We start from the raw sequence: 21,427 nt of genomic DNA, 5'->3' as shown, positions 1-21,427 counted from the left end.
CAGCAGGTGCGCGAGGCGATGGAGCAGCGCCGCAAGCATCATATCGAACAGCACGACGCCAGCCAAGCGCGGGACGGTCGCATCTTCTATCGGCGCAACCTTCTCGCCACCTTGCGCGAGCGGGAGGTTACCCGTATCGGCGCGGAGATGGCCGAGAGCAAGGCGCTTCCATTCCGCGCCACCACGGACGGCGAAAGCGTCAGCGGCAAGTTCACCGGTACCGTGCAGCTATCCAGCGGCAAGTTCGCCGTGGTCGAGAAATCCCATGAGTTCACCCTTGTCCCGTGGCGGCCGGTCATCGACGGCCAGATCGGCCGCGAGGTTATGGGTGTCGTGCAGGGCGGATCGGTGTCGTGGCAACTGGGGCGGCAGAGGGGGCTGGGAATTTGAGGTCGCTTATGTCCTGAAGTAGCGGGTTTCGTGATCTGAGAACACCCTCGTGGAACGTCAAGTTCTTAATCCAGATTAGGCACCATTGCGTGGCTCAATCAACTCGCCAATCAGTCCAACAGCGCAAGAACGTCATCGAAAATCTCGTCCCACTCGCTGTCGCCTATTTCGCGCAGCCCCATGAACCGGAGCATGAAAGCGCCTTCGGCAGCCAGGAAGGCCACCCGTGCGTTGCGACCTTCTTTTGTTGACATGTCCACGCCGCGCAGGCGGCTCTGATACCAGTTTCTCACCTGCGTCATGTGCTCCGGCGATTGAAGAAGCGCAGCAATGATGCTGGCCGCCTTCTTCTTTGCGACCACACTTTGCTTGAAGTCGAAAATGATGTCGCGCCGTACTTCACCGAGGGCGTCGACAGGCTCAGGATGGAGAGAGGCTAGATCGACTTCGTATTCGCGGCCCCATCTTTCGAACATTGCGGCGATAAGGGCGTCCTTTGAGCGGAAGGAATATTGCAGCCCTCCAACTGACACCCCGGCCTTGCGGGCGACGGCATCGATGGTCAGGCCACCCGCGCCGTTTTCCCGAATGACCTCCTCTGCGGCGTCGAGGATCGCGTTCTCGTCAATTCTCTTGGCTCGGCTCACGCTTGTCCATTCCAATAAATATGTTCATATTGATCACTGTACCGACTCCGTGCCAATATCTCCAGTAGGCCTTTTCATGACGATACATACAGCGCCGGACGCAGGCATTGAGACGATCAGCAACGGCTCACCATCCCGCTCCGAGATCGCGGCTATGGGAGCCGCGAAGCGGCCGATACGTCTCCTGAACTGTGATTTGGAAGAGAGCGACCTTTCCAACCTCGACATGACCGGGTGGCGCTTTCAAGATTGTATTTTGAAGCGCACCAATTTCACCGGCGCCACGCTTGACGAGGCGGCGTTCGTCAGTTGCCGGGGAGCGTACGTCGATTTCACGGCAGTAAGGCTTGTCGAAGCGACCATCGAGAAATGCGATTTCAACAACGGTAAGTTCGGGGGCGCGACCCTCACTCAGGCGTGCTTTGTCGGCTGCAAGCTCACCGGCGCCGACTTCACCAGAGCGCGCACCAATTCCGTCACCTTCAAGGAAACCATCCTGTCGGCGGCGCGCCTCCCGGGTGTTTCGTTTCGTAAGGTGGAGATCGAACACGTGGATTTAAGCATGGCCGACCTCACAGGATGCGATTTTCGCGAAGCGGTCTTCTCCCGTTCGAGCCTCAGAGAAGCAAATCTCGTCGATGCCCGTTTCGAGGGTGCTGATTTGCGCGGCGCAGACCTTGGAGGCATTCGGCTCAATGACGCTCGCAGATTCAAAGGGGCGACGATCTCGCCCGAACAAGCCGGCACTCTTCTCGCTGAAATGGGTTTGAGGGTCCACTGATCAAGGAATTCAAAAAGCGAACCGCAGGGCGCTAGCAAGCAAGGGACCGATAGTATGAGTTATTCAGAATTTGATGTTTCGAGCTGGGGGAGGAAGGAGCATTTTGAGGTTTTAAGTTCTGTAGGGCAATGCACGTTTAGTCAGACGGTTCAATTGGATATCACCAAGCTGCTTGAGCATGTGAAATCCAATGGATATAAGTTCTACCCGTGTATTATTCACGTTATTGCAAAAACGGTGAATAGATTCGCAGAATTCAAGATGGCAAGCTAATCGTTTGGGATATTGTCCATCCTAGCTATACGATCTTTCACCCTGAAACCGAAACATTTTCCTCATTGTGGAGCATTTATCACAGTAATTTTGATCAGTTTGTTTCTGAATTCGAAAAAGATAGGGGAGCGAATCTAAGCAACTACTCGTATTTTCCTAAGGGATTTGTTGAGAATATTTTCTATGTGTCAGCCAATCCATGGACGAGCTTCACCAGTTTTGATTTCAATTTTCCCAGCATAAACAACTTTTTCGCACCAATGTTTACTATTGGTAAGTATTACACTAAAGGTGACAAGATTTTCGTCCCGCTGGCCGTACAAGTGCACCACGCTGTTTGTGATGGCTTTCATGCTGGGCGGTTAATCAATGAATTGCAGAAGGCTTGCGATGAGTTAGCAAGCTAAGGGATAGTCGTGGCGCAGCAACAACTTGCACAATTTCTGAAAACTACCGCGCAGCTTCTACGTCGTTCGAGATCGGCCGTAGTTAGAAACGTCAGGAACTGACTCGTGCGGCGACGACGTTCAGCCACGCAGATTAAGCGCCAATGGGGATACCGACCTCGCTCGGGTCGCGCATTCCCATGGCCTCCCTAATCCAGACACGAGTTTCCGCCACGCCGCCAACGCGCTCGGCGTGGCGCAATCCAGCCTCGGCGCGAGTGAAAACACTATCTCTGGATACGAGATAGTTTGGCGTCTCAGGCAGTCGGAGAGGCAGCTTGATGCCGCATCCTGCTCACAGTTCGGCGAGATAGTTCACGCTCATTTCGGTCTTGCCGGAAGGAACAATCTCCGGCCGAGCTTCGCCCACCTGTTTAAACCCGGCGCGGAGAAGCACCCTCTCAGACGCAGGGTTTTCCTGAACCGTTCTCGCGCGGAGATTTTTCAGGCGCAGCTTGCGGGCCATGTCCTTGGCCAGCGTAAGCGCGTGGCCTGACACCCTTCGGCCACGATGCTCAGGTCCTACCCAATAGCCAATTTCCGCATCATCTGGCTTGACGTCAAAGAACACCAAACTGCCGAGGAATGAATCCGAACCTGCATCGGAAATTGTCAGGACGGCCAAGGTTCCATCGCGCAGACCGTCCGCAATCGCCCCTTGGATCATGTCACGAACAATTTGCGGCGTATATTCTTCCAACGGCAAGTGAGCGAAATGCTTGACCAGAGCATCGTTTGTCCCGGCAGCGTAAGCTTCCGCGTCTGCATCTGACATGGCTCTGATCGTCACCAGGCCATCCGAGATCGGCAAAACCGAGAGAAAATCTCGATCTGCCGATAAGTCCAAAGCGCCCTTCGGATTGCCCATTCTTGCCTCCGTTGTTGGTTGGATTAATTCAGCCTCGGCGCAACCCATCGCTGGCTTTCGCTGCGGCTAGTGCCAGTCGTAAAGGATCGGCGATCCGTTGACTCGAACGGTGTTCGATTGATAGAGTGATGCACTACGATGTGTTTGACTGTCAAGGCTGTCGGAGGGGGCAATGGCGAAAGCCGGATCATCGAAAACGGACCTTGGCTCGCCGACGATCTGGCTAAAACCCCCCAAGCGTTCGCGCGACGTTCCAGCACTGACACGAGAGCGCATCGTCCAAGCAGCCGTCGAGATTCTCGACTCCGAGGGCCAAAATGGACTGACCATCCGCAAGCTGGCGGCGCGATTGAACGCGGGCGCTACATCGCTCTACTGGTATGTAGAGACACGCGACGACGTGCTTGAACTCGCGCTGGACAGTGTTCTTGGGGAGATTTCGCTTCCGACGGTGGCGTTGGAATGGGACAAAGAACTGGTCCGCTTTCTAACCGACTGGCGGCAGACACTTCTAAGGCATCCTTGGTCAACCAGTCTGGTGGGATTTCGGCCGTTGCTCGGCCCTAATGCGTTGGCTCGATCCGAACATCTGCGCGCGACCCTCATGGGGACGGGCTTGCCGGAAATCGAAGTTATTCATGCCGGATATACGTTATCCAACTTCATGCTCGGATCGGTCGCCACACAAGTAGCGTGGCAAGCGGGTAATGAATCAGCAACCCGCGCCCGTGTTGCCTCTTTTCTTCGGGAAAATGCAGCCAAGTATCCGTCCCTCTCATCACGGGTCGAAGGTGAACCCGACGACTGGGATGAAAGCTATTCTCGCGGGTTGAGCTGGATAATCCGTTCCTTCGCCGCCTCATGAGGTGGCGAGAAGATGCGGCGGCGACATAACGTATCAATGAACGACCATCAGTGGGGGGTGCCGAGTCCGCTAGGATCGCGCATTCCCCTCGCATCGCTGATCCAAACGCTCGCCGTCGCCGAATATCTAAACTTCCGCCACGCCGCCAGCGCGCTCGGCGTGGCGCAATCCAGCGTCAGCGCCCGCGTGAAGGCGCTGGAGGAAGACCTTGGCGTCCTCCTGTTCGAGCGTCATGCTCGGGGCGTGCGACTGACCGAGGCCGGACGCCACTTCGTCGAGCGGATAGCTGCCGGCGTCGATCAGCTCGACCATGCGGTGAAGACCGCGAGCATGACGGCGGCAGGGAAATGGGGACGCCTGCGCATCGGCATCCATGCCCTGATCCCCGGCAGCTTCCTTGCCGATCTGATCGCGCAATACCGGGAAGACCATCCCGGCATCGAGGTCGAGATGACCGAAGGCACGGCCCGCGATGCGGTCATGCAGCTTCGCGCCGACCGGCTGGACGTGGCGTTTGTCGCCGGCACGCCCGATCTGCCCGACTGCCATACTCGCCCGATCTGGACCGAGCCGCTGGTGGCGGTGCTGCCGGAACAACATCGCCTTGCCGGGCAGTCGGCAATCACATGGACCGATCTGGCTGGCGAGACCTTCCTTGTCCGCTATGGCGGCACTGGCCCGCAAGTCCACGACCATATCGTGCTGCGCCATGCCGGACGCTGGCCCGCGCCGTCGATCCTGCGCTTCGATGTGGAGCGTGGAACAATGCTGACCATGGTAGGACAGGGCTTCGGCATCACCATCGTCGGCGCGGCCACGGCGCTGCTGCCGACGACCGGAATCGTCTTCCTACCTTTTGCGGATGAACCAGAGCCGGTTGCCTTTACCGCCGTCTGGTCGCCGTTCAATCGCAGCGCCGCGCTTCGCAACCTGCTCAACCTTGCAGACCGAATGAACCGTTGGGGCGATTCGCCCGGCCAGTTGCGCGGCAGAGACCACTCGACCGGATAGCGTGAAGGGAATCCGTCCTATTTACCGCCGATAGTATCCGGCAGCCCTCCGGCAACCGCTTTCCTGTTGCCTGTCCCGATTTTGCCTACTCTCTGATCGGCTCCGTCTCTTTTGCCGACTGGAGCCTGCATTGCGCGGAGGCCGAATCCTTTGGGGTCAAATCGCCGTAGTCTTCACCATCGTTCTGGTGATGGTGTGGGCAGCGACGCAATGGACGGCGTTCCGCCTCGGCTTCCAGCCGCAGCTTGGAGCACCGTGGTTCGAGCTGGCGGGCCTGCCGATCCATTATCCGCCCGCCTTCTTCTGGTGGTGGTTTTCGTTCGACGCCTATGCGCCCGCGATCTTCGTCGAGGGCGGCATCATCGCGGTATCGGGCGGTTTCCTCGCCATCGCCGCCGCCATCTTCATGTCGATCATCCGGGCACGAGAGGCGCGCAACGTCGCGACCTACGGATCGGCGCGATGGGCCGAGGACAGGGAAATCCGCGCGGCCGGATTGCTCGGCCCCGATGGCGTCCTGCTCGGCCGATACGACCGGGACTATCTACGCCATGACGGTCCCGAGCATGTCCTATGCTTCGCCCCGACGCGCAGCGGCAAGGGTGTCGGGCTGGTGGTGCCGACGCTGCTGACATGGCCCGCATCCGCCATCGTCCACGACATAAAAGGCGAGAACTGGACGCTCACAGCCGGCTTCCGCGCCAAGCACGGCCGCGTCCTGTTATTCGATCCGACCAATGCCAGATCGTCCGCCTACAACCCGTTGCTGGAGGTGCGGCAGGGCGAATGGGAAGTCCGCGACGTGCAGAACATCGCGGATATTCTGGTCGATCCCGAAGGCAGCCTCGACAAGCGCAACCATTGGGAAAAGACCAGCCATAGCCTGCTTGTCGGCGCGATCCTGCATGTTCTCTATGCGGAGAAGGACAAGACGCTGGCAGGCGTCGCCAATTTCCTGTCCGATCCGCGCCGCCCGGTCGAGGCGACCTTGCGCGCCATGATGGACATGCCGCATCTCGGCGAGGCTGGCGTTCATCCCGTCATCGCGTCGTCAGCCCGCGAGCTGCTGAACAAGAGCGAGAACGAGCGCAGCGGCGTCCTTTCCACAGCCATGTCCTTTCTCGGACTCTACCGCGATCCCGTGGTGGCGCGGGTGACGGCACGATGCGACTGGCGCATTGCCGATCTGGTCGGCAGCCGCCAGCCCGTCACGCTCTATCTGGTCGTGCCGCCATCCGACATCAACCGCACCAAGCCGCTCATCCGCCTGATCCTCAACCAGATCGGCAGGCGCTTGACCGAGGAATTGACCACCTCCGGCAAGCGCCATCGCCTGCTGTTGATGCTGGACGAGTTTCCGGCGCTCGGCCGGCTCGACTTCTTTGAATCGGCGCTCGCCTTCATGGCGGGGTATGGAATCAAAGGCTTGCTGATTGCGCAGAGCCTCAACCAGATCGAGCGCGCCTATGGGCCAAACAACGCGATCCTCGACAATTGCCACGTCCGCGTCAGCTTCGCCACGAACGACGAAAGGACGGCCAAGCGGGTGAGCGACGCACTCGGCACCGCGACCGAGTTGCGCGATTCCACAAACTACGCCGGGCACAGATTGGCCCCGTGGCTCGGGCATCTCATGGTGTCGCGGCAGGAGACGGCCCGGCCGCTGCTTACGCCCGGCGAGATCATGCAGCTTCCGCCCACGGACGAAATCGTGATGGTCGCGGGAACCCCGCCGATCCGCGCCACCAAGGCCCGTTATTTCGAGGACGCGCGGTTGCAGGAACGCATCCTGACCCCGCCCGATCTGGTCGCCGCTCCGTTGGCGCCCGGCCCATCGACCGATGACTGGTCCGGCCGCGTGGTCGCGGCGGAAAGCCGTTCCGCGACAGACCCCGAACGCGCGGCCGAAGGCGATCCGGCCAATGCCGGCATCCGCCGCGAGCCGGAATTGCCCGAACATGAGGAAGTGATCGCGCCGCCGCCGTCGCCCGAACAGGAGTTCGAGTTTCTGGACGACGAGCCGGACGTTGACGCGGCCAAGGCCCGCGCCATGCGCCAGCGCATGAGGATGGTCGCGCGGCAGGTGGCGCTGAACCCCGATGACGGAATCGACCTTTGAGGATACGCCCATGGCAACCAGAACTCGCCTGAATATCTATTTCGACCCCGCGCTTATTCCGCAGATCGAGGCGATGGCGTTGCGCCGCTCGGTGGCGCTGCGCCGCAATGTCTCGAAATCCGCCATCGTGGAGGCGGCGGTCATGTCCTACCTGTCCGGCGATGCCGACGACCAGCTCGAAGCCGCCATGTCGCGCCGCTTGGACAAGCTCGGCCGCCAGATCGACACGCTCGACCTAAATCTCGCCGTCCTCGGCGAGACGGTCGCGCAGTTCATCCATTTCTGGATGACCATCACGCCGCCGCTTTCAGGAGCTGCGCAATCCGCTGCCCGCGCGAAAGGCGCGGAACGGTTCGAGGGCTTCATGCAGAACCTCGGCCGGCGTCTGGCGACGGGCGACAGGTTCCTCAAGGAGCTGTCGCGTGACCTCGACTCACTTCCCGACGATCCGTTGCAGGACGGGTCCGAGAGCAACGGCGATCAAGAATGAGTATTCGGACCCATCCTATTTACCGCCGTTCGCCGCCGATCACCGCACGCAGCTAGATACTTGTTGAACCAGCCCAATTCCGGGCTTTCTTAATCGACCCCGATCCGGGGATCGCCTGTCGCGCCCCATGAAGAAGTGGGGCCGACATGACCACCAACCACCATAAACCGGAGGCGATTGCACGCGGCGCACGCATGTTGCGCACCGCGCTCGGCCCCGCAATCGCCCGGCTGCTCGAAGACCCGGCCTTGGTCGAGGTGATGTTGAACCCGGACGGGCGGTTGTGGATCGACCGCCTGTCCGAAGGGCTTTCCGATACGGGCGAGCGGCTGTCTGCCGCCGATGGCGAACGCATCGTTCGGCTGGTCGCGCATCATGTCGGTGCGGAGGTTCATGCCCGCAGCCCCCGCGTCTCGGCCGAGCTGCCGGAGTCGGGCGAAAGATTCGAGGGCCTGCTGCCGCCCGTGGTCGCCGCCCCGACTTTTGCCATCCGTAAGCCGGCCGTCGCGGTGTTCACGCTCGACGATTACGTGGCCGCCGGCATCATGTCCGCCGATCAGGCCGCGACGCTACGCGCGGCCGTTTCCTCCCGCGCCAACATCCTCGTGGCTGGCGGCACCAGCACGGGCAAGACCACGCTGACCAACGCGCTGCTCGCCGAGGTGGCGAAGACGGCGGATCGCGTCGTCATCATCGAGGATACGCGCGAGCTGCAATGCGCCGCGCCCAACCTTGTCGCCATGCGGACGAAAGACGGCGTGGCGACGCTCTCCGATTTGGTCCGTTCCTCGCTGCGCCTGCGCCCCGACAGGATTCCCATCGGCGAGGTGCGAGGTTCCGAAGCCCTCGACCTGCTCAAGGCATGGGGCACCGGCCATCCGGGCGGCATTGGCACCATCCATGCCGGCTCCGGCATCGGCGCGCTGCGCCGGCTCGAACAGCTCATCCAGGAGGCTGTCGTCACCGTCCCGCGCGCGCTGATCGCGGAGACCATCGACCTCGTTGCCGTCCTTTCCGGGCGCGGTTCCGCGCGCCGGCTGGCCGAGCTTGCCCGCGTCGAGGGGCTGGGGCCGGACGGCGACTACCGCATCTCGCATCCCATCCCTTCGGCAATCCCCACCAGCACAGGAGAATCTTCATGATCCGCACCCTTACGCGCGGCTATCGCTTCGCCACGACCGCCGCATCTGCCCTTGCCATCAGCCTCATGCTCGCCCCGGCCGCCCATGCGTCCGGTTCGTCGATGCCATGGGAACAGCCCTTGCAGCAAATCCTCCAGTCCATCGAGGGGCCGGTCGCCAAGATCATCGCCGTCATCATCATCATCGTGACGGGCCTGACCCTCGCGTTCGGCGATACCAGCGGCGGCTTCCGTCGCCTGATCCAGATCGTTTTCGGCCTGTCCATCGCGTTCGCCGCATCGAGCTTCTTCCTGTCTTTCTTCTCGTTCGGCGGCGGGGCGCTCGTTTGATGGCGGGCGGCCTCGAACAGCTCGACGCGGTGCCGGGCTTCACGGTCCCGGTCCACCGGGCGCTGACCGAGCATCTCCTGCTCGGCGGCGCACCGCGCTCCATCGCCATCATGAACGGAACGCTGGCCGGAGCCGTGGGCCTCGGCCTGCGCCTCTGGCTGGTCGGCATCGCCATTTGGGCAATCGGCCATTTCGCAGCCGTATGGGCGGCGAAGCGCGATCCCCAATTCGTCGAGGTCGGGCGTAGGCATCTGCGCGTCCCCGGCCATCTGGCGGTGTGAGGGCGCGGCCATGATGAACCTTTCCGAATATCGCCGCACCGCCGCCCGGCTCGCCGACTATTTGCCATGGGCCGCATTGCTCGGCTCCGGCGTCGTCTTGAACAAGGACGGCAGTTTTCAGAGGACGGCGAAGTTTCGCGGTCCCGATCTGGATTCCGCCGTCGCGGCCGAACTGGTCGCCGTCGCCGGCCGCATCAACAGTGCCGTGCGCCGTCTCGGCTCCGGCTGGAGCATCTTCGTCGAGGCGCAGCGCAGCGAGGCCGCGACCTATCCCGGCAGCACGTTTCCCGATGCCGCATCGGCGCTGGTCGATGCCGAGCGCAAGGCCGGTTTCGAGGAAGCAGGCACGCATTTCGTGTCGGGCTATTTCCTGACCTTCCTCTGGCTGCCCCCGGCCGAGGAAGCCGCGCGCACTGAGGCATGGCTCTACGAGGGCCGCGAGAAAACGGGCGTGGACCCGTGGGAGCTGCTGCGCGGCTTCATCGACCGCACCGACCGCGTGCTGGCCTTGCTCGACGGCTTCATGCCCGAGTGCCGTTGGATGGATGACGGCGCGACGCTGACCTATCTCCATTCCACCATCTCGACCAACCGGCATCGCGTGCGCGTGCCGGAGGTGCCGATGCACCTCGATGCGCTGCTGGCCGACCAGCCCTTGACCGGCGGGCTGGAACCGCGCCTTGGCGACGCGCATCTGCGCGTGCTGACCATCGTGGGATTCCCGACCGCGACGACGCCGGGCCTGCTCGACGAAATGAACCGGCTGCCGTTCCCCTACAGGTGGAGCACCCGCGCGATCCTGCTCGACAAGACCGATGCGACCCGGCTGCTGACCCGCATCCGTCGCCAATGGTTCGCCAAGCGCAAGAGCATCGCCGCGATTCTGAAAGAGGTGATGACCAACGAGGCGTCCGCCCTTGTGGACACCGATGCCGCGAACAAGGCGCTCGACGCTGACATGGCGTTGCAGGAGCTTGGGGCGGACTTCGCGGGCATGGCATACGTCACGGCGACCGTCACCGTTTGGGATGCCGACCCGCGCCTTGCCGACGAGAAGCTGCGCCTGGCCGAGAAGATCGTTCAGGGCCGCGACTTCACCGCCATGCCCGAGAGCGTCAACGCGGTTGACGCATGGCTCGGCAGCCTGCCCGGCCACGCCTACGCGAATGTCCGCCAGCCGCCTATCAGCACCTTGAATCTCGCCCACATGATCCCGCTTTCAGCGGTGTGGGCGGGGCCGGAACGGGACGAGCATTTCGGTGCGCCCCCTTTGCTCTTTGGAAAGACCGAAGGCTCAACCCCGTTCCGGCTAAGTCTCCATGTCGGCGACGTAGGCCACACCCTTGTCGTCGGCCCGACCGGCGCGGGCAAGAGCGTGTTGCTTGCCTTCATGGCCTTGCAGTTCCGGCGCTATGCGGGATCGCAGGTTTTCGCCTTCGACTTCGGCGGCAGCATCCGCGCCGCGTCGCTCGCCATGGGCGGCGACTGGCACGACCTTGGCGGCGGGCTGACAGAAGGGGACGAGGCGTCCGTTTCGCTCCAGCCGCTTGCCCGCATCCACGACACCTATGAACGCGCATGGGCGGCGGACTGGATTGCGGCCATCCTCATGCGCGAAGGCATCGCCATCACGCCAGAGGTCAAGGAATATCTTTGGCCGGCGTTGACTTCGCTCGCCTCCGCGCCGGTCGAGGAACGCACCATCACGGGCCTCAGCGTCCTGCTGCAATCCAATGATCTGAAACAGGCGCTCCGGCCATTCTGCGTCGGCGGTGCCTATGGCCGGCTGCTCGACGCCGAGGCGGAACACCTCGGCTCGGCCGATGTTCAGGCGTTCGAGATCGAGGGCCTTGTCGGGACCGGCGCGGCCCCGGCCGTGCTCGCCTATCTGTTCCATCGTATCAGCGACCGGCTCGACGGCCGCCCCACGCTGCTCATCATCGACGAGGGTTGGCTTGCGCTGGACGACGAAGGGTTCGCCGGCCAGCTCCGCGAATGGCTGAAAACGCTGCGCAAGAAAAACGCCAGCGTCATCTTCGCCACGCAAAGCCTGTCCGACATTGACGGCAGCAACATCGCGCCCGCGATCATCGAGAGCTGCCCGACGCGGCTCTTGCTGCCGAACGAGCGGGCCATCGAGCCGCAGATCACGGCCATCTATCGCCGCTTCGGCCTCAATGACCGCCAGATCGAAATCCTCGCACGGGCCACGCCCAAGCGCGACTATTACTGCCAGTCGCGGCGCGGCAATCGCCTGTTCGAGCTGGGCCTGTCTGAAGTCGGCCTAGCGCTCTGCGCCGCATCGGCCAAATCCGACCAGACGCTCATTGCACAGATCGTCGCCGAACACGGCCGCGATGGCTTCCTCGCCGCATGGCTGCGCGAGCGCGGCGTCAATTGGGCTGCCGACCTGATCCCGAACCTCACCAATCTTGCCGACCGGCCGGAATCCGCCCTGCCGGCCCGGCCCGATATCCACCCCACACAGGAGATACTTCCATGACCTATTCCAAGATCGTCGGGGCCTCCGCCCTCGCGCTGGCGCTCGCCGTGCCCGTCGCACTTTCGCCCATATTCGCAAGCCCGGCCCATGCGCAATTCGGCTTCGGCCGGATCGTCTTCGATCCCTCCAACTATGCCGAGAACGTGCTTACGGCCGCGCGCACGCTGGAGCAGATCAACAATCAGATTCAGAGCCTCCAGAACGAGGCGACGATTCTCATCAATCAGGCCCGCAATCTGGCGAGCCTACCGCATAGCTCGCTCCAGCAGCTCCAGCAGAGCGTTCAGCGCACGCAGCAGCTTCTCGGCCAAGCGCAGAACATCGCGTTCGAAGTCGGGCAGATCGATCAAGCGTTCCAGAGCCAATACGGCAATGTCTCGCTTTCAGCGACCGACGCGCAGCTCGTCGCCGATGCGCGCGGCCGGTGGGAGAACACGGTCGGCGGCTTGCAGGACGCGATGCGCGTTCAGGCGGGCGCGGTCGGCAATATCGACAGCAACCGCGCCGAGATGGCCGCGCTGGTCGGCCAGAGTCAGGGCGCGACCGGAGCATTGCAGGCGACGCAGGCCGGCAATCAACTGTTGGCGCTCCAGTCGCAGCAGCTTTCCGACCTGATCGCGGTCATCTCGGCAAGCGGTCGTGCCGACGCACTGACCGAGGCAGAACGCGCCACGGCCGCCGAACAGGGCCGCATCCAGCGCGAGCGGTTTCTGACGCCGGGCAGCGGATACCAGCCCGGCAACGCGCAGATGTTCAACAACGGCAACAACTGACCGGGAGGCTCGCCATGGAAGGCAAGATGCTGGCACGGCTTGCGGCCGTTGTGTTCATCGCTATCGCCGTCACGGCGACCGCAATCGACATGGCACGGAAGGACGAGCCTTCCGCGCCGCCCGCCGCGCCGGCCCTCCAGCCCCCGGCCGATCCCCTGCGCGAAACCCTGCGCCGTTGCCAGCAGCTCGGCGAGGCGGCGGCGAGTGACGCCGACTGCCTCGCCGCATGGGCCGAATCCCGCGACCGCTTCCTCGGCCGTGATCGCAGCGAGGCGCGCTGACCATGGGCAACACGGGCGTCATCGACAATTTCCTTGGGGTCTTCACCTCCTACATCGACAGCGGGTTCGGCCTGCTCGGCGGCGAGGTGGCGTTCATCGCCACCACCCTGATCGTTATCGACGTGACGCTCGCTGCACTGTTTTGGGCATGGGGCGCGGATGACGACATTATCGCGCGGCTGGTCAAGAAGACGCTGTTCGTCGGCGTCTTCGCCTACATCATCAGCAATTGGAACAACCTCGCGCGGATCGTCTTCGAAAGCTTTGCCGGCCTCGGCCTCATGGCGTCGGGGACCAGCTTTTCCATCGCCGACCTGATGCGACCGGGCCGCGTGGCACAGACCGGCCTCGACGCCGGCCGTCCGCTGCTTGATTCCATTTCCGACCTGATGGGCTGGATCGCCTTCTTCGAGAACTTCATCCAGATCGCGTGCCTGCTGTTCGCATGGGCGCTGGTGGTGCTGGCCTTCTTCATCCTCGCCATCCAGCTTTTCGTGACCCTGATCGAGTTCAAGCTGACCACGCTCGCCGGCTTCGTCCTCATTCCCTTCGGCCTGTTCGGCAAGACCGCGTTCATGGCCGAGAAGGTCTTGGGCAACGTGGTGTCCTCCGGCATCAAGGTCTTGGTGCTCGCCGTCATCATCGGCATCGGCTCGACCTTGTTTTCGCAGTTCACGGCCGGCTTCGGCGGCCAGACCCCGAGTATCGACGACGCCATGGCGATTGTGCTGGCAGCCCTGTCGCTGCTCGGCCTCGGCATCTTCGGTCCCGGCATCGCCAACGGCATCGTCTCTGGCGGCCCGCAGCTCGGCGCGGGCGCGGCCGTGGGAACCGGGCTTGCGGTCGCAGGTGCAACCGTCGCCGCTGGCGGCGGGGCCATGCTTGCCGCCAAGGGTGGTGTTGCCGCCCTGTCCGGCGGGGCCGCGGCCGTCCGCGGCGGTGCGGCCACCGCGGGCGCGGCGACCGCCGCCTATAGCGTCGGCTCGCTTGGCCAATCCGGTGCGGCCGGCCTCGGCGGTGTGGCGCGGGCCGCAGGGTCGGCGGCTATCTCGCCCCTCAAACGCGCCGCCGCGCGCGCCAGCGAATCCGTCAAATCCAGCTTCTCCGCTGGCGCGAAGGCCGGATTTGGCGTGACGGGCGGCAGTTCCACCATGGGAACGGTCGGCGGCGCAAGCGCCGACCCCGCCGCCGCGCCATCCGGCGCGGCCGGAAGCCCCCCGGCCTGGGCGCAGCGGATGCGGCGCTCGCAGGCCATGAACCACGGCACCACCATGGCCGCCCATGCGGTGCGCTCCGGCGACAGCCACGGCGGCGGTTCCTCCATCAACCTTTCCGAAAGTGACCGCTCATGAGCATCTTCAAACGACCATCGACCCACTACGGCAAGTCGCCGGAACCCGAGACGCCCTATCAGAAGGCCGCGCAGGCATGGGACGAGCGCATCGGCTCGGCCCGCGTGCAGGCGAGGAACTGGCGGCTCATGGCCTTCGGCTCCTTGATTCTTTCCGCAGGCTTCGCCTCGGCGCTGGTCTGGCAGTCGGCACGAGGGACCGTGGTGCCATGGGTGGTGCAGGTCGATGATCTCGGACAGGCGCAGACCGTCGCGCCGGCCGCCGCCGACTATCGCCCGACTGACCCACAGATTGCTTTCCATCTCGGCCGCTTCATCGAGCAGGTCCGCGCGATCCCGGCCGACGCGATCATTGTCCGCCAGAACTGGCTTCGCTCCTATGAGTGGACCACGGATCGCGGCGCGGCGGCATTGAACGATTATGCCCGCGCCAACGATCCCTTCACCAAGGTCGGCCGTCAGCAGGTCGCCGTCGAGGTCTCGAGCGTCATCCGGGCGTCGCCCGACAGCTTCCGCGTGGCGTGGACCGAACGCCATTTCGAGAACGGCCAGCTTTCCACGACCGAGCGATGGACCGCGATCCTGACCATCGTGATCCAGACGCCACGCGACGCCGAGCGCCTGCGCGCCAATCCGCTGGGAATCTACGTCAATGCAATTTCATGGTCGCGGGAGATGAGCCAATGAGGACGATCACCCGCACCCCGGCAATCGCGGCCGTGCTGCTTTCGGCCACCATGCTCGCAGGCTGCGCCACCAACCGGACGCCGCAGTTCGGCTACGACGCCAGCGTTCCGCCGCTGCCGACCGTACAGGCGGCGGCCGACAACACGCCCCGGCCGCTGCATGTGCCCCCGACATGGACAGTAGCGCGCGGCGGCACGGCTGCCGGCACGCCGACCGGCCGTGTCGAGAACGCCAACGCCGCCGCCCGCGTCGAACCGCGCCGGGAAGGTTACTACAACGCGATCCAGATTTATCCGTGGTCGGAAGGCGCGCTCTATCAGGTCTATGCCGCAGTCGGGCAGATCACGACCATTGCGCTGGAGCCGGGCGAGAGCCTGACAGGTGGAGGGCCGATCGCGGCCGGCGACACGGCCCGCTGGATCATCGGCGACACCGAGAGCGGCAGCGGTGCGAACCGCCGCGTCCATATCCTTGTGAAGCCGGCCCGCGCGGACATTTCCACCAACCTTGTCGTCACCACAGACCGGCGCACCTACCTGATTGAGCTGCGCGCGCGGGAATCGCTCTACATGCCCGCCGTGGCATGGGCCTATCCCGCGCCACCAGCAGGCCAGCGCCAGACCGTTCCGGCCGCGCCCGTCATCCCGGCCGAGGCTGCGCGGAACTACCGCTATGGCTTGCAGGTGCAGGGCAACAGCCCGCCATGGCGGCCGGTTTCCGTCTTCGACGACGGACGCCGCGTCTATGTCGTCTTCCCGGCCGGGATCGTGCAGGGCGAGATGCCGCCGATCTTCGTGCTCGGCTCCAACGGCGAACCGCAGATCGTCAACAGCCGAATCCATCAGAACATCCTGATCGTAGACAGGCTGTTCGGTGCGGCCGAGTTGCGCCTTGGCAGCGGCAACCGCCAGCAGGTCGTCAGGATCGTCCGCACCAACCCCACGCAGGCCGCAGGCGCGCAACCCGCCAGCGTGACCGGAGGCTCCCCCTCATGACCGACAACACCATCGCCGATACTGCCGCCCCCATGCGCTTGCGCGCCGAGCCGCCCCGCGTCACACGCCTGTCCCGCAAGATGCTGGCAGGCGTCGGAGCCGTCGCGCTTCTCGGCATAGGCGGCGCGCTGATCTACGCGCTCCAGACCCGCGATCGAGGACCGGGCGGCGAAGAACTCTATTCGACCGAGAACCGATCCACGGCGGACGGCCTTGCCGGTTTGCCGCGCGACTATACCGGGCCAGTGCTCGGCCCCGCGCTGCCGGGCGATCTCGGCCGCCCGATCCTCGACGCGCAGAACAGGGGGCAGCCGGTCACGCCGCCCGTCATGGCGACGCCCGCCGTCGATCCCGCAGAGGAACGCCGTCGCGCCGAGGAAGAAGCCGCGCGCTTGAGCAATGTGTTCTTCCAGTCCGGCCCGCGCACGGCAGCGTCGGAAGGGACGGCCATGCCAGGGCTTGCCGGTCTTGGCCTCGGCGGACAGCCCGCGACGCAGGACCGGCACACGGCGTTCCTCAATGGACCCGTGGACCGGCAGACAGTCGCGCCGGATCGCGTCACGCCGCCGGCCTCGCCCTACATCCTTCAGGCCGGGGCCGTGATCCCGGCCGCGCTCATTACCGGCATCCGTTCCGACCTGCCGGGCCAGATCACCGCGCAGGTCACGGAGAACGTCTATGACAGCCCGACCGGCTCGCTGTTGTTGATCCCGCAGGGCACCCGCATCATCGGCCAATACGATGACGGCGTGACCTTCGGCCAGCGCAGGGTGCTCTTGGTGTGGAATCGCCTGATCCTGCCGGGCGGCCGTTCCATCGTCCTTGAGCGCCTACCGGGCGCGGACGCCAGCGGTTACGCCGGCCTTGAGGATGGCGTCGATTATCATTGGTGGGATCTGATGAAGGCCGCAGGGCTGTCCACGCTGCTCGCGGTCGGCACGGAGCTGGCCACCAGCGACGAGGACCGGCTTATCCGGGCCATCCGCGACGGGGCGCAGGATACCGTCAATCAGGCGGGCCAGCAGATCGTCCAGCGCCAGTTGCAGGTCGCGCCGACGCTCACCGTCCGGCCGGGCTTCCCGGTCAGGATCATCGTCACCCGCGACCTCGTGTTCGAGCCGACAGGAGGTTGACCATGACCAAGCTTAAACTCGGCCCTCTGCCCGACGACAAGCCCGTGAAGGTCACTGTGGAGCTGCCCGCGCCGCTTCACTGCGATCTGGTCGCCTATGCCGAGGTGCTGGCCCGCGAGAGCGGCCAGCCCGCCGCCGATCCCGTCAGGCTGATCGTGCCCATGCTGGAGCGGTTCATCGCCACGGATCGCGGCTTCGCAAAGGCGCGGCGAGCGATGCCTCACCCCCGAATTGAGTGACAGCTTTGCGGACAAAGCGGTCATAGCGAACTGCTGCTAACTTGCCCTAAAACTCGATGGTGACTGACGAAGCGTTGCGCTTTGCCTCGCCTTGGTAGACAGCTTCGATGTTGTTGCCATCGGGGTCCAACACGAAGGCGGCATAATAGCCCGGATGATAGGACCGGATACCGGGTGCTCCATTGTCGCGCCCACCATGCGCCAACGCCGCGCTGTAGAAAGCATCAACCGTTTCGCGATCCTTCGCCTGAAATGCCAGATGGTGCCGCCCCGTCAACTCGCCCGAAGCGGTCGGACTGTCAGCGGAAGATACGGTAAGCTCATCGGCTATGAAGTAGCCATTATCCGTGATGAGAACCGGTATCCCCAGCACGGACATCACCGCCGTATAGAAGCTCTCGCTCGCTTGCAGGTCGCGCACGACAAGCTGAATATGATCAATCAAGCGGCCACGGTGCAATTGCATCGGCTTGCATCTCTTTCTGTGAAGTCTTCAGCGCAAAATTACGCACAATTCTGAAGGACTGGTAGGGGGCTCTTTTGCGTCAAGCATCAGGGGTGCCGCCAGCGCATAGGCACAAATGCGGCACGCTACAGCCCGCCGACTGCCCTCCATGGTTCGCTTAATTCCGGGGTCTTGAGCGCCCCGGAATCCGCCACAACCCAGGAGGATTCCATGTGCGCAGAGCGCCGCCGCGCCCGCAAAGGGCGACCGCGACAGTCCATCCCCGAGCCACTTCCCGACGATCTTTTCGACTATGCCGACGATCCCGCGCCGGATGGTCGGGCGCGAGCCAGCAACACGCCGCTTCTCGGCCCGGATGGGCAGATCATGCGCGTCACCGACGACTGGCCAGAGGATATTCCCGTCACCGAGGCCGAGATCGACGTGTTCGAGCGTTGGTTTGGCGATGTGTTCGATGACCTTCTGAACCCGAGAAAGCCGGATGATGGCTTGCATTTCCTATCACAAACTGATAGGAAAAAGACTTGAGCGGGCATCGTGATCCGGGCCTCGACACGCTTCTGGACCTTGATGGACAGATGCTCTTTGTCGATCCCGAGGGCGGCTATTGGGTGAAGTTTGTCGTCACCCACATTCCGGCATCCCCGGAAAAGCCACACGGTCTCGATTACTCGCTCACGCTTCACGGGCCTTCGGGCGAACGGCTGGTCGGCTTCGACAACGCCCATCCGGTCGGCCGGGCCAGACGCGGCGAGCCGATGGACCATCGGCACCGCCTCCAGACCGTGAAGCCCTACGCCTACGAGGATGCGGCCACTCTGCTGGCCGACTTCTGGCAGGCGGTGGACGCGGTGTTGAAGGAGCGAGGTGCCCTATGACCACATTGAAAGTCGGGATTGCCGACTATGAAGAAATGAAGGCGCGCACCATGCGGATCGCGCGCGGCGAGGAAAAGCCCGCGCCCGGCGATCCGAAGGTGTGGTTCACCTCGACCGAATCCTTCGCCAAGGTGCTGTCGGCCGGCAACCGCGAACTACTGCGCATCATCGCCGAGAAGGCCCCGGCATCACTGGAGGAACTGGCGGAAATCACCGGCCGGGCCGGCTCCAATCTGTCACGCACGCTGAAAACCATGGAGAGCTACGGCCTTGTGCGGCTTGAACCGGGGCATGGACGCAAGCTCGCGCCCAAGGTGGTGCATGACCGGGTGGAACTGGCGCTGCCCCTGATCGACCGCCCCAAGGCGAAGAAAGCTATGGGAGGCTGACCATGAACATTCACAACCCAACCACTACCGCCCGCGCCGCCCTCTATTTGCGCGTCTCGACTGCCCGGCAAGCCGAGCATGACATTTCCATTCCCGACCAGAAGCGGCAGGGTGAAGCCTATTGCGAGCAACGCGGCTATCAGCTCGTTGAGACTTATGTTGAACCGGGCGCAACCGCCACCAACGACAAGCGCCCCGAGTTCCAGCGCATGATCGAGGCGGGCACGTCGAAGCCCGCGCCCTTCGATATTGTCGTGGTGCATAGCTTCTCGCGCTTCTTCCGCGATCACTTCGAGATGGAGTTCTACGTCAGGAAGCTGGCGAAGAACGGCGTCAAGCTCGTGTCTATCACGCAGGAGATGGGCGACGATCCCATGCACCAGATGATGCGGCAGATCATGGCGCTGTTCGACGAGTATCAGTCCAAGGAAAACGCCAAGCACGTCCTGCGCGCCATGAATGAGAATGCCCGGCAAGGCTTCTGGAACGGCGCACGGCCGCCCATCGGCTATCGCATCGTCGCAGCCGAGCAGCGGGGATCGAAGATCAAGAAGAAACTGGAGATCGACCCGTTGCACGCCGACACCGTGAGGCTGATCTATCGCCTGTTCCTTGAAGGTGACGGCACGTCCGGCGCGATGGGCGTCAAGGCTATCGCCACCTATCTCAACGAGCGCCGTTTCTTCACCCGCGACGGCGGGCGCTGGGGCTTGGCGCAAATTCACGCCATCCTGACCCGCACCACCTATATCGGAGAGCACAGGTTCAACACGCGCTCGCACAAGGATCGGGAGAAGAAGCCGGAGAGCGAGGTGGCGATCATGATGGTGCCACCCCTGATTGACCGCGAGATATTCGACGCGGTGCAAGCCCGGCTCAAATCCCGCAATCCCATGGTGACGCCCGCGCGCGTCTCCAGCGGCCCCACGCTCCTGACCGGCATCTGCTTCTGCGCCAAGTGCGGAGGCGCGATGACGCTCCGCACCGGCCGGGGCAGCGCAGGGCAGACATATCGCTACTACACCTGCTCGACCAAGGCCCGGCAGGGCAAAACCGGCTGCAAGGGCCGCACGATCCCGATGGGCAAGCTGGACCATCTGGTCGCCGATTATATCGGGGATCGCCTGCTCCAGCCCAAGCGGCTGGAAACAGTCCTTGCCAGCGTCATTGACCGGCGGCAGGAGCGCACCGAGCGCCGCCGAGAGCATCTTGCCGAGCTTCAAAGGCGAATCGCGGAAGCCGACCAGCGGCTCGGCCGTCTCTTTGACGCCATCGAAGCCGGTATGGTGGATAAGGACGACGCCATGGCGAAGGAACGCATGGTGAGCCTCAAGGCATTGCGGGATCAAGCCGCCGCCGACGCCGAACGCACGCAGCTTGCGCTCGACAGTTCAGGTAATCAGGGTATCAGCCCCGATATGCTCAAAGGGTTCGCCCGTAAGGCTCGTGAGCGGATACGCCTCGACGGTGGAGGCTACCGCCGCGATCATCTGCGCGCGCTGGCGCAGCGTGTCGAGGTCGCCGACGACGAGGTTCGCATCATGGGATCGAAGTCGGAATTGCTGCGAACGCTGGTCGCCGCTTCAAGCGTAGAAACGGCGGCGTTCGGCGTTCATGGTTCTGTACTGAAATGGCGCACCCGACAGGATTCGAACCTGTGACCTCTGCCTTCGGAGGGCAGCACTCTATCCAGCTGAGCTACGGGTGCAGCACTGAAGACAATAATGTCTCCATCAAGGCGCGTTTTAGCCGAAGTGTGCTACAGCTTCAATGGCTTATTTGGATATCACCCATGAAAAATCCGGGCGCTCAATATATCATCAATCCGCGAACAAGAGCCAGCAGCAAACCATACTGATCGATCACCGGCTTGTTTATCATCGGCGCTGATGGTGGGCGCGACAGGGATTGAACCTGTGACCCCTCCCGTGTGAAGGGAGTGCTCTCCCGCTGAGCTACGCGCCCGTCCGAGCCAGAGGACCTCGCATGAATGCAGAAAGCTCATTTCAAGGTGGGCGGGATATACGAGGACGGCATATAGAAAGTCAAGTGCAGCCTCCATGGATTGCAGCCGTTGTTCCACTTCTTGG

Annotated in this window: 24 protein-coding genes, 2 tRNA genes and 1 pseudogene; 22 read left to right on the top strand and 5 right to left on the bottom strand. The window is 63.3% G+C overall.

The window, feature by feature from the left end; genetic code table 11:
- The coding region (locus tag KUG47_RS05640; protein ID WP_217676916.1) for a DUF3363 domain-containing protein at positions 1-390 on the top strand (390 nt) is incomplete at its 5' end.
- Positions 391-500: 110 nt separating this feature from the next.
- On the opposite strand, the gene KUG47_RS05635 is transcribed toward KUG47_RS05640, so the two are convergent.
- Positions 501-1,037: a TetR/AcrR family transcriptional regulator gene (locus KUG47_RS05635; RefSeq protein ID WP_217676915.1), complete on the bottom strand. Its 537-nt coding sequence runs from the start codon at positions 1,035-1,037 to the stop codon at positions 501-503.
- A gap of 76 nt (positions 1,038-1,113) precedes the next feature.
- On the opposite strand from KUG47_RS05635, the gene KUG47_RS05630 reads away from it, so the two are divergent.
- Together KUG47_RS05630 and KUG47_RS05625 are read left to right on the top strand one after the other, a co-directional pair.
- A complete protein-coding gene (locus KUG47_RS05630; protein WP_217676914.1) occupies positions 1,114-1,818 on the top strand; it encodes a pentapeptide repeat-containing protein in 705 nt (234 codons plus the stop codon).
- Positions 1,819-1,872: 54 nt separating this feature from the next.
- Positions 1,873-2,498, top strand: a pseudogene (locus KUG47_RS05625) (CatA-like O-acetyltransferase).
- Between the two features lie 334 nt (positions 2,499-2,832).
- Here KUG47_RS05625 and KUG47_RS05620 read toward each other — a convergent pair.
- A complete protein-coding gene (locus KUG47_RS05620; RefSeq protein WP_217676913.1) occupies positions 2,833-3,405 on the bottom strand; it encodes a GNAT family N-acetyltransferase in 573 nt (190 codons plus the stop codon).
- 172 nt (positions 3,406-3,577) lie between these two features.
- Between KUG47_RS05620 and KUG47_RS05615 the strand changes: the two genes are divergently transcribed.
- The 15 genes from KUG47_RS05615 to KUG47_RS05545 all read left to right on the top strand — a co-directional run bounded on the left by KUG47_RS05615 (position 3,578) and on the right by KUG47_RS05545 (position 17,604).
- Positions 3,578-4,270, top strand: coding sequence for a TetR/AcrR family transcriptional regulator (locus tag KUG47_RS05615; RefSeq protein WP_217676912.1), 693 nt, complete (start codon positions 3,578-3,580; stop codon positions 4,268-4,270).
- Between the two features lie 36 nt (positions 4,271-4,306).
- Positions 4,307-5,281 carry a LysR family transcriptional regulator gene (locus tag KUG47_RS05610; protein ID WP_217676911.1) on the top strand — a complete coding sequence of 325 codons (975 nt, stop codon included), beginning with the start codon at positions 4,307-4,309 and terminating at the stop codon, positions 5,279-5,281.
- A gap of 130 nt (positions 5,282-5,411) precedes the next feature.
- Positions 5,412-7,400 (top strand): conjugal transfer protein TraG, encoded by a 1,989-nt coding sequence (locus KUG47_RS05605; RefSeq protein ID WP_217676910.1) that lies wholly within the window; start codon positions 5,412-5,414, stop codon positions 7,398-7,400.
- 10 nt (positions 7,401-7,410) lie between these two features.
- Positions 7,411-7,890 (top strand): CopG family transcriptional regulator, encoded by a 480-nt coding sequence (locus KUG47_RS05600; protein WP_217676909.1) that lies wholly within the window; start codon positions 7,411-7,413, stop codon positions 7,888-7,890.
- 146 nt (positions 7,891-8,036) lie between these two features.
- A complete protein-coding gene (gene trbB, locus KUG47_RS05595; RefSeq protein WP_217676908.1) occupies positions 8,037-9,032 on the top strand; it encodes a P-type conjugative transfer ATPase TrbB in 996 nt (331 codons plus the stop codon).
- Positions 9,029-9,361, top strand: a complete 333-nt coding sequence (locus KUG47_RS05590; RefSeq protein ID WP_029074261.1) for a TrbC/VirB2 family type IV secretion system protein — start codon at positions 9,029-9,031, stop codon at positions 9,359-9,361. The genes trbB and KUG47_RS05590 overlap by 4 nt, the downstream gene beginning before the upstream one ends.
- Positions 9,361-9,642 carry a VirB3 family type IV secretion system protein gene (locus KUG47_RS05585; RefSeq protein ID WP_217676907.1) on the top strand — a complete coding sequence of 94 codons (282 nt, stop codon included), beginning with the start codon at positions 9,361-9,363 and terminating at the stop codon, positions 9,640-9,642. Before KUG47_RS05590 ends, KUG47_RS05585 begins: the two co-directional genes overlap by 1 nt.
- Before the next feature lie 10 nt (positions 9,643-9,652).
- Positions 9,653-12,145, top strand: a complete 2,493-nt coding sequence (trbE, locus tag KUG47_RS05580) for a conjugal transfer protein TrbE (protein WP_217676906.1) — start codon at positions 9,653-9,655, stop codon at positions 12,143-12,145.
- Positions 12,142-12,918 carry a P-type conjugative transfer protein TrbJ gene (trbJ, locus tag KUG47_RS05575; RefSeq protein WP_217676905.1) on the top strand — a complete coding sequence of 259 codons (777 nt, stop codon included), beginning with the start codon at positions 12,142-12,144 and terminating at the stop codon, positions 12,916-12,918. Before trbE ends, trbJ begins: the two co-directional genes overlap by 4 nt.
- 14 nt (positions 12,919-12,932) lie before the next feature.
- Positions 12,933-13,199: a putative entry exclusion protein TrbK-alt gene (gene trbK-alt / locus KUG47_RS05570; RefSeq protein ID WP_217676904.1), complete on the top strand. Its 267-nt coding sequence runs from the start codon at positions 12,933-12,935 to the stop codon at positions 13,197-13,199.
- Positions 13,200-13,201: 2 nt separating this feature from the next.
- The gene (gene trbL, locus KUG47_RS05565; protein WP_217676903.1) at positions 13,202-14,551 is read left to right on the top strand and encodes a P-type conjugative transfer protein TrbL; all 1,350 of its coding nucleotides are present in this window, start codon (positions 13,202-13,204) and stop codon (positions 14,549-14,551) included.
- Entirely contained in the window at positions 14,548-15,237 is a 690-nt protein-coding gene (gene trbF / locus KUG47_RS05560) for a conjugal transfer protein TrbF (protein ID WP_217676902.1), read from the top strand. The genes trbL and trbF overlap by 4 nt, the downstream gene beginning before the upstream one ends.
- Positions 15,234-16,232 (top strand): P-type conjugative transfer protein TrbG, encoded by a 999-nt coding sequence (gene trbG / locus KUG47_RS05555; protein ID WP_217676901.1) that lies wholly within the window; start codon positions 15,234-15,236, stop codon positions 16,230-16,232. Before trbF ends, trbG begins: the two co-directional genes overlap by 4 nt.
- A gap of 32 nt (positions 16,233-16,264) precedes the next feature.
- Positions 16,265-17,365 (top strand): TraB/TrbI/VirB10 family type IV secretion system protein, encoded by a 1,101-nt coding sequence (locus KUG47_RS05550; protein WP_479691058.1) that lies wholly within the window; start codon positions 16,265-16,267, stop codon positions 17,363-17,365.
- A 2-nt stretch (positions 17,366-17,367) separates the two neighbouring features.
- The gene (locus KUG47_RS05545; RefSeq protein WP_217676899.1) at positions 17,368-17,604 is read left to right on the top strand and encodes a DUF2274 domain-containing protein; all 237 of its coding nucleotides are present in this window, start codon (positions 17,368-17,370) and stop codon (positions 17,602-17,604) included.
- A gap of 46 nt (positions 17,605-17,650) precedes the next feature.
- Here the strand turns inward: KUG47_RS05545 and KUG47_RS05540 are convergent, their stop codons facing one another.
- Positions 17,651-18,070, bottom strand: coding sequence for a VOC family protein (locus KUG47_RS05540; protein ID WP_217676898.1), 420 nt, complete (start codon positions 18,068-18,070; stop codon positions 17,651-17,653).
- Between the two features lie 210 nt (positions 18,071-18,280).
- Between KUG47_RS05540 and KUG47_RS05535 the strand changes: the two genes are divergently transcribed.
- Genes KUG47_RS05535 through KUG47_RS05520 form a run of 4 tightly spaced genes read left to right on the top strand, consistent with a single transcriptional unit; the run spans position 18,281 to position 20,998 of the window.
- Positions 18,281-18,598, top strand: a complete 318-nt coding sequence (locus KUG47_RS05535) for a hypothetical protein (protein ID WP_217676897.1) — start codon at positions 18,281-18,283, stop codon at positions 18,596-18,598.
- Entirely contained in the window at positions 18,595-18,948 is a 354-nt protein-coding gene (locus tag KUG47_RS05530; protein ID WP_217676896.1) for a toxin-antitoxin system TumE family protein, read from the top strand. The genes KUG47_RS05535 and KUG47_RS05530 overlap by 4 nt, the downstream gene beginning before the upstream one ends.
- Positions 18,945-19,337: an HVO_A0114 family putative DNA-binding protein gene (locus KUG47_RS05525; protein ID WP_217676895.1), complete on the top strand. Its 393-nt coding sequence runs from the start codon at positions 18,945-18,947 to the stop codon at positions 19,335-19,337. Before KUG47_RS05530 ends, KUG47_RS05525 begins: the two co-directional genes overlap by 4 nt.
- Positions 19,338-19,339: 2 nt before the next feature.
- Positions 19,340-20,998: a recombinase family protein gene (locus KUG47_RS05520; RefSeq protein WP_217676894.1), complete on the top strand. Its 1,659-nt coding sequence runs from the start codon at positions 19,340-19,342 to the stop codon at positions 20,996-20,998.
- On the opposite strand, the gene KUG47_RS05515 is transcribed toward KUG47_RS05520, so the two are convergent.
- Both KUG47_RS05515 and KUG47_RS05510 read right to left on the bottom strand, forming a co-directional pair.
- A tRNA-Arg gene (locus KUG47_RS05515) sits at positions 20,969-21,045 on the bottom strand. The genes KUG47_RS05520 and KUG47_RS05515 overlap by 30 nt on opposite strands.
- 182 nt (positions 21,046-21,227) lie before the next feature.
- Positions 21,228-21,302 (bottom strand) — tRNA-Val (locus KUG47_RS05510).
- Positions 21,303-21,427 lie beyond the last annotated feature (125 nt).

Source organism: Falsochrobactrum tianjinense, from assembly GCF_019100495.1.
In the GTDB taxonomy this organism is placed as follows: domain Bacteria; phylum Pseudomonadota; class Alphaproteobacteria; order Rhizobiales; family Rhizobiaceae; genus Brucella; species Brucella tianjinense.
The sequence above is the reverse complement of the archived record's forward strand: the minus strand, read 5'-3'. Positions and strand labels throughout refer to the sequence as shown.